The organism is Symbiopectobacterium sp. (assembly GCF_051710365.1).
In the GTDB taxonomy this organism is placed as follows: Bacteria; Pseudomonadota; Gammaproteobacteria; order Enterobacterales; family Enterobacteriaceae; genus Symbiopectobacterium.
The window spans coordinates 1-13,066 of sequence record NZ_JBPETA010000085.1 but is presented as its reverse complement, the minus strand read 5'-3'; the positions used below and the strand labels follow the sequence as shown (position 1 = coordinate 13,066).

Here is a 13,066-nt window from a genome sequence, read left to right as displayed (position 1 = left end):
TTTGAGATTTTTGGCCAGTGCATTAGCCAGAGCCTGCAACTGTTTTTCGTCCATAAAGTAACCTGCTTTTGATGTTGGATTGAACATATCAAAATCAGGCAATTACACAAATTTATGTACAGGCTCCTACTCGCTGGCAAACGGCTTCCACCGACACAAATCTTCCTCAGCCACCAGCAGCAGTTGCGTTCCCGCAGGGGCATCCAACCACGCCACGCGCAGCGTGACCTCTGGGCGATGTTGCCGCTGTTCCGCTATCCATCTCAGCGAGAGCAGATCAAAATCAGGGCTGACGTTCTGTCCATCACAGGTGAGCACGCGATTGCCCTGTAGCACCCCCTGACGCAGTCTCACACTGCCTGTGCGCAACACCTCGCTGAGTTCCAGCACCCGCTTGGCATCAAACTGAAACAGCGCTATCTCATCGTCAGAAACGCTTTCACGCCGATCGTCGAGTTGCCGTTGCATAAAGCTCACCGTGCCGTCGTCAACAAATCGAAGATGGAGACTTTCCGGATGGACACCACGATAACTGCGCTTTATTTCACGCAGGTGGTCCTGAACAAACAGGTAACGCGTTTCCACCCCGTGACGATCGGGCCACAGGTTATCATCCTGCAACGCATTGGAGAGTGTCACTAACTGCGTGCTGTGTTGTTGGCTGTCATCCTTGCGCCACACGCGCACCACTGCACGATCGCCTACGTAACCGGTGGCGAACGTCGTTGGCGGGGGCGAGTGGCTGGAACAGGCGGTGATCAATCCGGCAATAGCCACCGTGCCCAGCCTGCGCCACAAAAGCAAAAGGGGCGCTAACGCCCCTTTGCTTGAATCCTTCACTGGTATTCGCTTATTTAACAGCGTCTTTCAGTGCTTTGCCCGCAACAAATGCCGGGACATTCGCCGCAGCGATTTTGATTTCTTTACCCGTTTGCGGGTTGCGGCCAGTGCGCTCGTTACGATGGTTCACTTTAAACGTACCAAAACCCACTAATTGTACTGCATCGCCTGCTTTCAGAGACTCAGTTACCGCGGCCAGAGTGGCTTCTAACGCTGTTTTAGCCTGAGCCTTGGACAGGTCAGCTTTGTCTGCAATCACATCAATCAGTTGAGTCTTATTCATAAGTTATCCTTACAGTGTGTTTATCGCTTGCTTAGCATCGAGTGCGACGGATATGCTCAAAAGCACTCTCCTGCATACACGCACCGACAGCCACTTTTTTTACGCCCCCAAAATGTAGACCAGACAGGGTGCGGATGTGAAGCCCTTCAACTTGTCATTTAGGGCTTTAAATCACGTTTTATCGCCTTATTGGCCTAAATTTATGCCAATATTGCTGCTTCCCGCTTCCCGCAGGTCGGCGCGCAGCCCTTTAATCAATTCCAAATCACGCTCTTCACATGCCGCCAGCAACCGAAAAATCTCCCACTGAATATCCCATTCTTCTTCGATCGCGGGCAACGTGTAGAGTTCTTCGTCCGTCATTTCACGGCCAGCTTGCGTCATTTCCAGCATCGCTACCGTGCGAATGGAGGTTTCGCTAATGGCAATCGCATGCTCGAGCGTGGCACCACTCAGTTGCGAATGAATCAGTTCACCCAATGTAATGCACGCGTCAATGGCCGGATAGACACCGTATAAATCGTAATCATCAGCGGAGGGAATAGCGTCTTCCCATTTCTCCAACTGGCTGTCGAAATTGACCTTGGCCTCTTTCACCACCAGCACTTCCCACACCAGATCGAGGATGCGGCGATACAGCTGCGCATCACCAAACTCGGTCTGGCGGCAGAATTCATAATAGTTCGGATACATCCGCTCGCAAAGGCAAGCCATAAAAGTCACATGCTGCCAGCTTTCCAGCTTCTCCAGCCGCAGGTGAATCGGATTACGTAACATCGTCGACGCTCATTATTTTTAATGGCAGGCAGTGTACCTGAAAATTTTGCCTTGCCCTATGCCTGAATTCTTAAACTTACCGCATCCCGCCTGCATTACTGCGGATTTTCACGCAGCCAGCGTTGAAAGGCTGGCCGTTGTGAGGCAACGGCGTCCGCCCAACGCGTAGGTTCGGGTAAACGATAGCTCTGCTGGCAGCGTTTTACCCACATCAGTGCGCTGTTCAGGCTTACCCGATGGCCGGTTGAGATAAACAGCGGATTACAGCGCGCCTTGCTACGCCACACCCAGCCAATCTGTTCGTCATGGTCCATCAGCGCGCTTTGGCTGCCGGGTGCTTCAGAAAGCGGGGCACTCTGACCACACAGCCGTTTTTTAGCCACGCCAATGGTCGGGACATCCACCAATAACCCAAAATGGCTGGCAACGCCCAACCGCCTGGGGTGTGAAATACCGTGACCATCAACAAACAGCAAATCAGGCTTCTGCACCAATTGTTCCCACGCGGCCAACAGGCCAGGACACTCACGAAAAGAGAGCAATCCCGGCACATAGGGCATTACCGTCGGGATACGGGCAATCTGGTACTCAACCAGCTGAAGTGAAGGGTAGTGCAATATCGCAATCGCCGCCCGCGTCACCGTTCCCTCTTGCTCGAACCCGACATCAGCCCCGCCAATAAACGTAGGCTCGACAAAGGACAGGCTGTCAACATGCACGATTTCCTGTGCCCGCCGTTTCTGCTCCGCTTTCAATGCTTGCGTATCCATCACCCTACTCCTTAAGGCGAGTTCAATCCTGATGATGGCAATTATTGATGGAACGGGCGCGACAACCGATGCACCGCATCCACAAAGGCACCGGCATGTTCCGGTGGCACATCCTGATGAATCCCGTGCCCCAAATTGAACACGTGACCATTCCCTTGACCGAACGCGGTCAAAATCGTCTCAACTTCTTGCTCGATACGCGTGGGGGACGCATAGAGCATTGATGGGTCCATATTGCCTTGCAGCGCCACCTTGTCCCCAACCCGCGCCCGCGCCTCACTGATATCCGTGGTCCAATCCAGACCCAGCGCATCGCACCCTGTCGCGGCCATTGCTTCCAGCCACTGACCGCCGCCTTTGGTAAACAGCGTCACCGGTACGCGCCGCCCCTCATGCTCACGCAGCAAACCGTCCACAATTTTGTGCATGTAGTGCAGTGAAAACTCACGGTAATCGCGCCCGCTCAGCGCTCCGCCCCAGGTGTCGAAAATCATCACCGATTGCGCACCGGCCTTGATCTGCGCATTAAAATACAGAATCACGCTGTCAGCCAGCTTATCCAGCAGCAGGTGAAGCGTCTGTGGCTCAGCAAACAGCATTTTCTTGATAACCGTAAACGCTTTACTGCTGCCACCTTCCACCATATAGGTTGCCAGCGTCCAGGGGCTGCCGGAAAAACCGATCAATGGCACCGCACCGGCCAGTTCGCGGCGAATGGTACGAACCGCATCCATCACGTAGCCCAGCTCCTGTTCAGGATCGGGAACCGGCAACCGCGCCACATCCGCAGCGGTTCGAACTGGATGTGTAAAGCGCGGTCCTTCCCCGGTTTCGAAATAGAGTCCCAATCCCATGGCATCCGGCACGGTGAGAATATCGGAAAACAGGATGGCGGCATCCAGCGCATAGCGCCGCAGCGGTTGTAGCGTGACTTCACAAGCCAGCTCTGGATTTTTGCACAGCGACATAAAATCACCCGCTTGTGCGCGCGTTGCTTTGTACTCCGGCAGATAGCGGCCTGCCTGGCGCATCATCCATACCGGCGTAACATCAACGGGTTGGCGCAGTAGCGCGCGCAGATAGCGATCATTATTCAGGTCTGGCATGCGGTGTCCTTTTGTCATCCTGAGAGAGGGTCAAAACGCGATAACGAAACGATTGGCGCGAAGTGTAGCACGCCAGCGGCGCTATTCCTGCCCATCGCGACACAGTACCACGGTGTCTTCAATCAAACGTCGCGCGACCGTACCCGCCGGTGGGAGAATCGGCAGTTGATCGTAGCGGAACCAACCGGCATCTCTGAGCTCTTTGGGATCGTGGCGCAGGTCACCGTCGGCATACTCGGCCATGAATGCCATCATCAGCGAATGCGGGAACGGCCAAGGCTGTGAGCTGATGTAGCGCAGATTTTTAATACGAATATTGCTCTCTTCCATCACTTCACGGGCGACCGCCTGTTCCAGCGTTTCGCCCACTTCCACGAACCCCGCCAGCACGGTATACATATTGCCGCGGTGACGCTGGTGCTGCGCCAGCAAGATCTCTTCGCCACGCCGGATCGCCACGATCACACACGGGGCGATTTGCGGGTAATACCGCTCTTTACACTGCGGACACAAGCACGCCAGCTCCGTTTTGCTGTGCACCATTTTCTGCCCGCAATAGCCGCAAAACTGGTGAGAACGATAAAACTCGGCCAGTTGTACACCGCGCCCTGCCAGCTGAAACAGCGCCACGTCTTCATCCAGCAGTTGGCGTACAGAATCCATCTGTGACGTTTTCTGGTGACTGACCAGCCATACGCACTCCCCCCGCCACTCCCCTATCTGGCGTCCAACAATGCCTTCCAATCCGCACTGCGCCGCCGTGCCATGCGGGAGTTTCCCTTCGGGCAGCCACACTTGATTATCATGGCTGACCACCCACCATCCATGCTCATCACCTTTTAATGTTTGTTCCATATCTTTTCTATTGCTCCACAGACACTTCACTGGAATTTTAACTGTCAGGGATATGGCAGAATTTCATCGTCACCGATTGTTCTTTCTTATCAATGCACGGAGTCAACAATGTTAAACCAATTACAAAGTCTGACTGAGTACGTTGGTGGCAATAATGCGTTAATCGACCAATGGCTACAAGCACGCAAGCAACTTCTGATTGCCTATTACCATCTGGTCGGCATTAAGCCAAACAAAGATAAACACACACCGCTGGATGAGCAGGCGCTGGATGATTTTTGCCACAACCTTGTGGACTATCTTTCCGCCTGCCATTTCCATGTCTATGAGCGCATCTTGCAAGAGGCAGTCGCACTGAGCGATCAAAAGCTGGCGCAAACGCACCGTCTGGCGCTAGCGTTGCAGGCCAACACGCAATTCATTATGGATTTCTACGACAGCAGTCTGGCGACCGCCATCGATCACGACAACTGCATTGAGTTTCAGCAAGCGCTGTCAAGCGTCGGCGAAGCCATGGCGGAACGCTTTACTCTGGAAGATCGACTGATTCGTCTGGTCATTGATAAAGAATAACACCATTGCCCCACCTTACATTTTGACAGTGTCTCTTAGACGTCCTAAAGTGTTATACCCTAAATAATTCGAGTTGCGGGAAGACGGCAAGGGAGAGAATCCCGATGAGCTTACTGAAGTAAGTGATTCGGGTTAACGAGTGCAGCCAACGCACCTGCAACTTGAAGTATGACGGGTTTAGCGTTTTATTAACCTCATGGTAATGGGGTTATTGCCTGGTAAACAGCCGCTGTGTTGACTATCGTGCGTATCTTGTCGGAGTGCCTAGCGTGTTTATGTCCTACATAAGACGCAGGCTGAGACCGTTTATTCGGGATCCGCGGAACCTGTCAGGTTAAAACCTGCGAAGGGAACAAGAGTAATCCATTCTGTTTTGTCACCGTTATCACCGCCATGTTGTTACCGGCATAGCGCGTAAAATCGGGGCCAAGGCAACCATAATTACTTCCTGCGAGCTCCAGACAAGCATTTTTCCTTAACCATAATCAGGAACATGCTATGTCTCAATCACCCGCTACAACGCCTAAAACCCCGTCTGGCCGTCGCGAAAAGCGCGAAGCCGCCGAGGCCTTTATTCATAACTTGCGCGGCACCGCCTTCCCTAACTCCACGCGTATCTACCTTGACGGGTCGCGCAGTGATATCCGTGTGCCGATGCGGGAAATCGCCCTTAGCCCAACGCTGTTGGGTGGCGACAAAGACAATCCCCGCTATGAACCTAACGAAGCCGTGCCGGTGTATGACACGGCGGGGCAGTATGGCGATCCCGACGCACGGCCGGACGTGCGTACCGGGCTGGCCAAACTGCGTGCCGATTGGATTGCTGAACGTAACGACACCGAGCCACTTTCCGGCGTCAGTTCCCGTTTTACCCAGCAGCGATTGGCGGATGCCGGGTTGGATCACCTGCGCTTTGAACAGTTACCGCAGCCCAAACGCGCCCAGTCAGGCAAGTGCGTCACGCAGTTGCACTATGCGCGCCAAGGGATCATCACGCCGGAAATGGAGTTTATCGCCATCCGCGAGAACATGGGACGTGAGCGCATTCGCAGCGAAGTGCTGCGCCACCAGCACCCAGGGCAAAGCTTTGGCGCGATCCTACCGGACAACATCACCCCGGAATTTGTGCGCCAGGAAGTCGCCGCAGGCCGTGCCATCATCCCGTCCAACATCAATCACCCCGAATCTGAACCGATGATTATCGGGCGCAATTTTCTGGTCAAGGTGAACGCTAACATCGGCAACTCGGCGGTCACCTCGTCTATCGAGGAAGAGGTGGAAAAACTGGTCTGGTCCACGCTGTGGGGGGCCGATACGGTGATGGATCTCTCCACCGGACGCTATATTCACGAAACCCGCGAGTGGATACTGCGTAACAGCCCGGTGCCGATTGGTACCGTTCCTATTTATCAGGCGCTGGAGAAGGTCAACGGCGTGGCGGAAAACCTCACGTGGGAAATGTTCCGCGATACGCTGCTTGAGCAAGCAGAGCAAGGGGTTGATTACTTCACCATTCACGCAGGGGTGCTGCTGCGCTATGTGCCGATGACCGCACAGCGCCTGGCCGGCATCGTATCGCGCGGCGGCTCCATCATGGCGAAGTGGTGCCTGTCGCACCATCAGGAGAACTTCCTTTACGTCCACTTCCGTGAAATCTGCGAGATTTGTGCAGCCTACGATGTTGCCCTGTCGCTGGGCGATGGCTTGCGTCCCGGCTCCATTCAGGATGCCAACGATCAGGCGCAGTTTGCCGAGCTGCATACCCTGGGTGAGCTGACCAAAATCGCCTGGGAGTATGACGTGCAAGTGATGATTGAAGGGCCGGGGCATGTGCCGATGCAGATGATTCGCCGCAACATGACCGAAGAGCTGGAGCACTGTCACGAAGCGCCGTTCTATACATTGGGGCCGCTGACCACCGATATCGCTCCCGGTTATGACCACTTCACTTCCGGTATCGGGGCCGCGATGATTGGCTGGTTCGGTTGCGCCATGCTCTGCTACGTTACGCCAAAAGAACACCTTGGGCTGCCCAACAAAGAGGATGTGAAGCAGGGGCTTATCACCTACAAGATCGCCGCACATGCAGCCGATCTGGCGAAAGGACATCCCGGTGCGCAGATCCGCGATAACGCCATGTCCAAAGCGCGCTTTGAGTTTCGTTGGGAAGACCAGTTCAATCTGGCACTCGACCCGACAACCGCACGCGCCTATCACGATGAAACCCTGCCGCAAGAGTCCGGCAAAGTCGCCCATTTCTGTTCCATGTGCGGCCCCAAATTCTGCTCGATGAAAATTTCGCAGGAAGTGCGTGAGTACGCGGCGAAAAATCCCGTCCCCACCGTGGAAGCGCAGCCGATTGAAGTCGGCATGGCAGAGATGTCCGCCCAGTTCCGAGCGCGCGGCAGCGAGCTCTACCACAGTGCCACGACGCTGCTCGGGGAGGAAGCCAAATGAATCCGGCATTTCCCGCGACCGCACCCCAGCTCGGGCTTTATCCTGTAGTGGACAGCGTGACCTGGATCGAGCGCCTGCTCGGTGCTGGCGTAAAAACCATCCAGTTACGCATTAAGGACAAAACCGCAGAACAAGCCGAGACCGCCATCATGCAGGCCATCGCGCTCGGGCAAGATTATCAGGCACGCTTGTTTATTAACGATTTTTGGCAACTGGCCGTCAAACATCGGGCATACGGCGTGCATCTGGGTCAAGAGGATCTGGATAGCGCCGATCTGGAGGCAATCCGCAATGCGGGGCTACGTTTGGGGATTTCAACCCACGACGACGTGGAACTGGCTCGCGCTGTAGCGCTCAAACCGTCTTATATCGCCCTCGGGCATATCTTCCCGACACAAACCAAAGAGATGCCCCCCGCCCCGCAGGGCGTGAGCGAATTGAAGCGTCACATTGATGCGCTACAAGGGCGTTTCCCTACCGTGGCCATCGGCGGCATCAGTATTGACCGCGTGCCGAGCGTGCTGGCAACCGGCGTCGGCAGTACTGCAGTGGTCAGCGCAATCACGCAGGCCGCCGACTGGCGCCAGGCCACCGCCACCCTGCTCATCCTGATTGAAAATCAGGAGGTTCATGATGCTTAACGATCCGGCACTGAGCGATCAAGAGTTCTTACGCTACAGCCGTCAATTGCTGCTGGAAGATATCGGCCCGGAAGGACAAGAAAGGCTGAAAAAATCCCGCGTGCTGCTGGTCGGCATGGGCGGGCTAGGCGCGCCCGCCGCGCTCTATCTCGCTGCCGCAGGGGTCGGCAGCTTGACGATCGCCGATGATGACCAACTGCATATTTCCAATCTACAACGGCAAATCCTCTATCGCACGCAGGATATTTCTCGCCCCAAAGCCACGCTCGCCAAACAGCAGCTCTTGGCACTCAACCCGTTAACCGAGGTAATAACGCTCACTGAGCGTCTGGCGGGAGAAACACTACGCAGCGCCGTTCAACAGGCCGATCTGGTGCTGGATTGCAGTGACAACATGACTACACGCCACGCGATTAACGCCGCTTGCGTTCAGCAGCAAACGCCGCTGGTCAGCGGCAGTGCAGTTGGCTTTAGTGGACAACTGCTGGTGCTAACGCCCCCCTATCCGCACGGCTGTTACGCCTGTCTCTATCCGGAAGCGACAGAACCGCAGCGCAACTGCCGCACCGCCGGTGTACTCTGCCCGGTGGTCGGGGTCATCGGCACACTTCAGGCGCTGGAAGCCATCAAGCTACTGGCGGGGTTGCCTTCCGCACTCAGCGGCAAGCTGCGCCTGTTTGATGGTAAGCAACAGAGCTGGCAAACCTTTCAGTTAAGCCGCTCGGCGCGCTGCCCGGTCTGTAAGGGTATCGCGACATGAACATCACGCTGAACGACACCCCTATGGCGTGCGATGAAGGCACCACGGTGGAAACCCTGCTGGCGGGGTTGGATCGCTTACAGCCCGGCACGGCGCTGGCGATAAACCAGACCATTGTGCCGCGTGACGAATGGGCGACACGGCCCGTTAGCTCAGGCGACGATATTCTTCTTTTTCAGGCTATCGCAGGGGGTTGATATGTTGCAGATTGCCGATACACGCTTTTCTTCCCGGTTATTAACCGGAACGGGTAAATTCGCCACCGCCGAACTGATGCACGCGGCATTGCAGGCATCGGGTTCTCAGTTAGTCACACTGGCCATGAAGCGCGTTGACCTGAAAACCGGTAATGACGCCATTTTCGCGCCGCTCAAACAGCTTGGCGTGAAACTGCTGCCCAACACCTCAGGGGCGAAAACCGCAGATGAGGCGGTGTTCGCCGCACGGCTGGCGCGCGAAGCGCTGGGCACGCACTGGCTGAAACTGGAAATTCACCCCGATGCCAAATACCTGTTGCCCGACCCGATTGAAACCCTGCGCGCCGCTGAGCGCCTGGTCAAAGAGGGATTTGTGGTACTGCCTTACTGCGGCGCGGACCCGGTGCTGTGCAAACGGCTGGAAGAGGCAGGTTGCGCCGCCGTGATGCCGTTGGGTGCGCCCATCGGCTCCAATCAGGGGCTGCAAACCCGAGATTTCCTGCGCATCATTATTGAGCAGGCCACAGTACCCGTCGTGGTTGACGCAGGTATTGGTGCACCCAGCCACGCCACCGAGGCGCTGGAGATGGGGGCCGATGCGGTGCTGGTTAACACGGCGATTGCCGTGGCGCGCGCCACCAGCACGCTGACCGGCTTTCTTCATCAGATAAGGTCGGAGGCGCAATCATGACGCGCGCTTTTCGTACCCGCTGGGAGCAGCTCGATTGGGATGCCATCACTCTCGATATCAACAGCAAAACCGCCCACGATGTGGAACGGGCTCTCACCGCAACCACGCTCTCCCGTGACGATATGATGGCACTGCTTTCCCCGGCAGCGCTGCACTATCTGGAACCGCTGGCTGCACGAGCTCAGCAACTGACCCGACAACGCTTCGGTAATACCGTGGGCTTTTATGTTCCACTCTACCTGTCAAACCTGTGCGCCAATGACTGCACCTACTGTGGTTTCTCCATGAGCAACCACATCAAGCTCAAGACACTGAACCAAGAGGAAATCCTGCGTGAGATCGCCGCCATCAAAGCGCTGGGGTTTGACAATCTGCTGCTGGTCACGGGGGAGCATCAACGTAAAGTCGGCATGGATTATTTTCGCGACATGTTGCCACTGATTCGGCCACACTTCAGCGCGCTGAAGTACAACCGATGGCGCAGGAGGATTACGCGGAGCTGAAAAGGCTGGGGCTGGACGGCGTGATGGTCTATCAGGAAACCTACCATCCGGTAACCTATCAGCAACATCACCTGCGCGGCAACAAACAGGATCTCCATTGGCGCCTGGACACACCGGATCGCTTGGGCAGCGCCGGGATCGACAAGATCGGGCTCGGCGCGTTGATCGGCTTATCGCACAGTTGGCGCACTGACTGCTATATGGTGGCGGAGCATCTGCTGTATTTGCAGCAAACCTACTGGCAGAGTCGTTACTCCATCTCCTTTCCGCGTCTGCGGCCCTGTGCGGGGGGGGGGATCACACCCGCTTCGATCATGGATGAAGCGCAGTTACTGCAAGTGATTTGCGCGTTCCGCCTGCTGGCACCCGACGTGGAATTGTCGTTATCTACCCGAGAATCCCCCTATTTTCGCGATAACGTGGTGCCTATTGCTATCAACAGCGTTAGTGCATTTTCCAAAACGCAGCCGGGAGGCTATGCAGACGATCGTTCCGAATTGGAGCAATTTTCCCCCCATGATAATCGCCGCCCGGAAGCTGTTGCACAGGCAATCGCGCAGGCCGGTCTGCAACCGGTATGGAAAGACTGGGATGGGTATTTGGGAAGGCAACCGCATCATCAACATAACGCTGGATAAAGGGGCGAATAGTGCCATTATTCGGCGATAAAACGGCCAAACCATGCACCCTTTGTTTATCTTTCGCTACGTAAAGTGATGATGTTGACGACCTCGATGCGTCGACCAAAACCGAATTGTTCCATTCGGTTTTGCCCCTCTGCCGATACAGGGTGGCGCTATCGCCCTGTATCGGCCCTTCTTCGACATGCACCTAGTGGCCGCTCACCGTATCTTCGTGCAGCAGGTGTTCTGCCTGCTCGCCAATCACGCGTAGCATCTGCTGCATCTCATCGGTTAACGGCAGACGGTAGTGCACGCGCATACAGTTGCGGTATTTGCCGGACGCAGAGAACAACGAGCCAGAGGCTATCTGAATACCGGACTGGCGTAGCAAGCTATTCAGCCGCAACGTATCGAAGGTTTCAGGGAACTCAATCCACATCAGAAACCCGCCTTGCGGTCGGCTAACACAGATTCCGCAGGGGAAATAGCGCCGCACTCAGCAGGTGAACGTATCGAGATTGCTTTTGTAATAGGCACGCATCCTACGCACGTGTGGCTGGTAGTGGCCCTGACGAATAAACTCCGCCACTGCTAACTGGGTATGGGTCACGGCATAGCCCGTGCTGGTGTATTTGGTGTGCAGCACGCGTTCCAAATAGCGTCCGGGATCAATCCACCCCACACGCAGCCCAGGAGCCAAACTCTTGGAAAATTAGCTGCACAGCAGCACTCTGCCATCGTTATCAAAGCATTTGATGGTGCGCGGCCGTGGATACTCATACGCCAACTCGCCGTAAGCGTCATCTTCAATGATGGCAATATCAAACTGCTGTGCCAGCACGATCAGCGCCTTCTTGCGCGCATCCGGCATATAAAAACCGAGCGGGTTATTGCAGCTTGGCACCAGCATAACCGCTTTTATCGGCCACTGTTCCAGCGCCAACTGCAAGGCTTCCAGGCTGATGCCCATCACAGCATCGGTGGGAATTTCCACCACTTTGATCCCCAAACCACGCAACGCTTGCAGCGTACCGGGAAAGGTGGGTGACTCCACCGCCACAATATCCCCTTCCCGACACAGGGAACGCAATGCGGTGAACAACGCCTCCTGGCAGCCAGTGGTGATCACGATATCTTCTGCCGCCAGTTGGCAATCACTGTCCAGCGCCAATCGCGCAATTTGCTCGCGCAGTTCCGGCGCGCCATACATATTGCCGTAATTCAATACTCGCAGGTCTTGTCGCTGACAAAAGCGCGTCAGGGATTTCCATAAAGGTTTAATCGAGGACTGGCTGACATCCGGCCCGCCACCGCCCAGGTTGTACAGGTTACGTTCCGGATTGGGGTTGAACAGTTCTCGCACCGAGTCCCATTGGCTGATTTCTACCGGACGCTGCGCAGAACGGGTTAAGCCCGGCACCGGCGGATGCGCCTTGCGCGGCGCAACGTAATAGCCAGAACGGGGCTGCGGCAAAATAAGCTGTTGGGATTCAGCACATGGTAGGCCTGCTGTACGGTGCTGATGCTCACGCCGTGTTCCTGACTAAGCGTGCGCAGGAGGGCAGACGCTCACCGTTTTGGTACAACCCCTGTTCAATGCGCTGCGCCAACAACGCTGCGAGATGCTGGTAACGCGTCATAAGTATCCTTGTTGCGCCATGCGTCAGCGAAAAAAACCAGTACAGATAGAGGCAATACAGGCCATTCAGTTGCAATATGGCGCGATCTGTATGCTTGAAAAAGCGATTTTCTGAGGCTGTATCCTCATCGTGTTCACCTTCATCATAAACAGTATATTGAGGAGAAGGAGAGCGCAATGAGCCAGTGGAGAAGCAGTTGTAAAACAGCAATAACACGGAGTATTGATATGTACTAGCTCAGACCTGATCTGACAGTTACCGGTTATTTATACAGGTGTCTGTCAGATTAAATCTGGTTCAGATTTTTTTCTGCCCAGACCCGTTTACCATCAAGTAATGTTGCCATTGGC

The 13,066-nt window shown here is 55.4% G+C and carries 12 protein-coding genes, 2 pseudogenes and 1 riboswitch; of the genes and pseudogenes, 7 read left to right on the top strand and 7 right to left on the bottom strand.

From position 1 onward, the window contains the following. Nucleotides 1–126 precede the first annotated feature (126 nt). The 6 genes from ACTBDZ_RS09630 to nudC all read right to left on the bottom strand — a co-directional run bounded on the left by ACTBDZ_RS09630 (nt 127) and on the right by nudC (nt 4,631). Nucleotides 127–840, bottom strand: a complete 714-nt coding sequence (locus tag ACTBDZ_RS09630; protein WP_438815149.1) for a DUF1481 domain-containing protein — start codon at nt 838–840, stop codon at nt 127–129. 10 nt (nt 841–850) lie between these two features. After that, complete coding sequence (gene hupA / locus ACTBDZ_RS09625; protein ID WP_195316323.1) at nt 851–1,123, bottom strand: nucleoid-associated protein HU-alpha; 273 nt, start codon at nt 1,121–1,123, stop codon at nt 851–853. Nucleotides 1,124–1,309: 186 nt separating this feature from the next. Beyond that, nucleotides 1,310–1,900, bottom strand: a complete 591-nt coding sequence (locus ACTBDZ_RS09620) for a YjaG family protein (RefSeq protein WP_438815148.1) — start codon at nt 1,898–1,900, stop codon at nt 1,310–1,312. Nucleotides 1,901–1,995: 95 nt separating this feature from the next. Next, complete coding sequence (gene nfi, locus ACTBDZ_RS09615) at nt 1,996–2,673, bottom strand: deoxyribonuclease V (RefSeq protein WP_438815147.1); 678 nt, start codon at nt 2,671–2,673, stop codon at nt 1,996–1,998. A 38-nt stretch (nt 2,674–2,711) separates the two neighbouring features. Then, nucleotides 2,712–3,776 carry a uroporphyrinogen decarboxylase gene (gene hemE / locus ACTBDZ_RS09610; protein ID WP_438815146.1) on the bottom strand — a complete coding sequence of 355 codons (1,065 nt, stop codon included), beginning with the start codon at nt 3,774–3,776 and terminating at the stop codon, nt 2,712–2,714. A gap of 81 nt (nt 3,777–3,857) precedes the next feature. After that, a complete protein-coding gene (gene nudC / locus ACTBDZ_RS09605) occupies nt 3,858–4,631 on the bottom strand; it encodes an NAD(+) diphosphatase (protein ID WP_438815145.1) in 774 nt (257 codons plus the stop codon). 108 nt (nt 4,632–4,739) lie between these two features. Between nudC and rsd the strand changes: the two genes are divergently transcribed. The 7 genes and pseudogenes from rsd to thiH all read left to right on the top strand — a co-directional run bounded on the left by rsd (nt 4,740) and on the right by thiH (nt 11,091). Beyond that, nucleotides 4,740–5,204 (top strand): sigma D regulator, encoded by a 465-nt coding sequence (gene rsd / locus ACTBDZ_RS09600; protein ID WP_438815144.1) that lies wholly within the window; start codon nt 4,740–4,742, stop codon nt 5,202–5,204. A gap of 246 nt (nt 5,205–5,450) precedes the next feature. Next, a riboswitch (TPP riboswitch) is annotated at nt 5,451–5,573 on the top strand. Between the two features lie 129 nt (nt 5,574–5,702). Further along, nucleotides 5,703–7,661, top strand: a complete 1,959-nt coding sequence (gene thiC / locus ACTBDZ_RS09595) for a phosphomethylpyrimidine synthase ThiC (RefSeq protein ID WP_438815143.1) — start codon at nt 5,703–5,705, stop codon at nt 7,659–7,661. Beyond that, entirely contained in the window at nt 7,658–8,302 is a 645-nt protein-coding gene (gene thiE / locus ACTBDZ_RS09590; protein WP_438815142.1) for a thiamine phosphate synthase, read from the top strand. The genes thiC and thiE overlap by 4 nt, the downstream gene beginning before the upstream one ends. After that, nucleotides 8,295–9,062: a HesA/MoeB/ThiF family protein gene (locus ACTBDZ_RS09585; RefSeq protein ID WP_438815150.1), complete on the top strand. Its 768-nt coding sequence runs from the start codon at nt 8,295–8,297 to the stop codon at nt 9,060–9,062. Before thiE ends, ACTBDZ_RS09585 begins: the two co-directional genes overlap by 8 nt. Further along, on the top strand, nt 9,059–9,259 hold the full coding sequence (gene thiS, locus ACTBDZ_RS09580) for a sulfur carrier protein ThiS (protein ID WP_438815141.1): 201 nt from the start codon (nt 9,059–9,061) through the stop codon (nt 9,257–9,259). Before ACTBDZ_RS09585 ends, thiS begins: the two co-directional genes overlap by 4 nt. Nucleotide 9,260: 1 nt before the next feature. After that, nucleotides 9,261–9,950: a thiazole synthase gene (locus ACTBDZ_RS09575; protein ID WP_438815140.1), complete on the top strand. Its 690-nt coding sequence runs from the start codon at nt 9,261–9,263 to the stop codon at nt 9,948–9,950. Beyond that, a pseudogene (gene thiH, locus ACTBDZ_RS09570) lies at nt 9,947–11,091 on the top strand (2-iminoacetate synthase ThiH). The gene ACTBDZ_RS09575 and the pseudogene thiH overlap by 4 nt, the downstream one beginning before the upstream one ends. A gap of 193 nt (nt 11,092–11,284) precedes the next feature. Here thiH and ACTBDZ_RS09565 read toward each other — a convergent pair. Then, a pseudogene (locus ACTBDZ_RS09565) lies at nt 11,285–12,716 on the bottom strand (PLP-dependent aminotransferase family protein). Nucleotides 12,717–13,066: the final 350 nt, after the last annotated feature.

Bases quoted from the DNA above. Each gene is read 5' to 3' on its own strand.
- hupA (WP_195316323.1), bottom strand. From the start codon at position 1,123: ATGAATAAGACTCAACTGATTGATGTGATTGCAGACAAAGCTGACCTG.
- ACTBDZ_RS09620 (WP_438815148.1), bottom strand. From the start codon at position 1,900: ATGTTACGTAATCCGATTCACCTGCGGCTGGAGAAGCTGGAAAGCTGG.
- hemE (WP_438815146.1), bottom strand. From the start codon at position 3,776: ATGCCAGACCTGAATAATGATCGCTATCTGCGCGCGCTACTGCGCCAA.
- nudC (WP_438815145.1), bottom strand. From the start codon at position 4,631: ATGGAACAAACATTAAAAGGTGATGAGCATGGATGGTGGGTGGTCAGC.
- rsd (WP_438815144.1), top strand. From the start codon at position 4,740: ATGTTAAACCAATTACAAAGTCTGACTGAGTACGTTGGTGGCAATAAT.
- thiC (WP_438815143.1), top strand. From the start codon at position 5,703: ATGTCTCAATCACCCGCTACAACGCCTAAAACCCCGTCTGGCCGTCGC.
- thiE (WP_438815142.1), top strand. From the start codon at position 7,658: ATGAATCCGGCATTTCCCGCGACCGCACCCCAGCTCGGGCTTTATCCT.
- ACTBDZ_RS09585 (WP_438815150.1), top strand. From the start codon at position 8,295: ATGCTTAACGATCCGGCACTGAGCGATCAAGAGTTCTTACGCTACAGC.
- thiS (WP_438815141.1), top strand. From the start codon at position 9,059: ATGAACATCACGCTGAACGACACCCCTATGGCGTGCGATGAAGGCACC.
- ACTBDZ_RS09575 (WP_438815140.1), top strand. From the start codon at position 9,261: ATGTTGCAGATTGCCGATACACGCTTTTCTTCCCGGTTATTAACCGGA.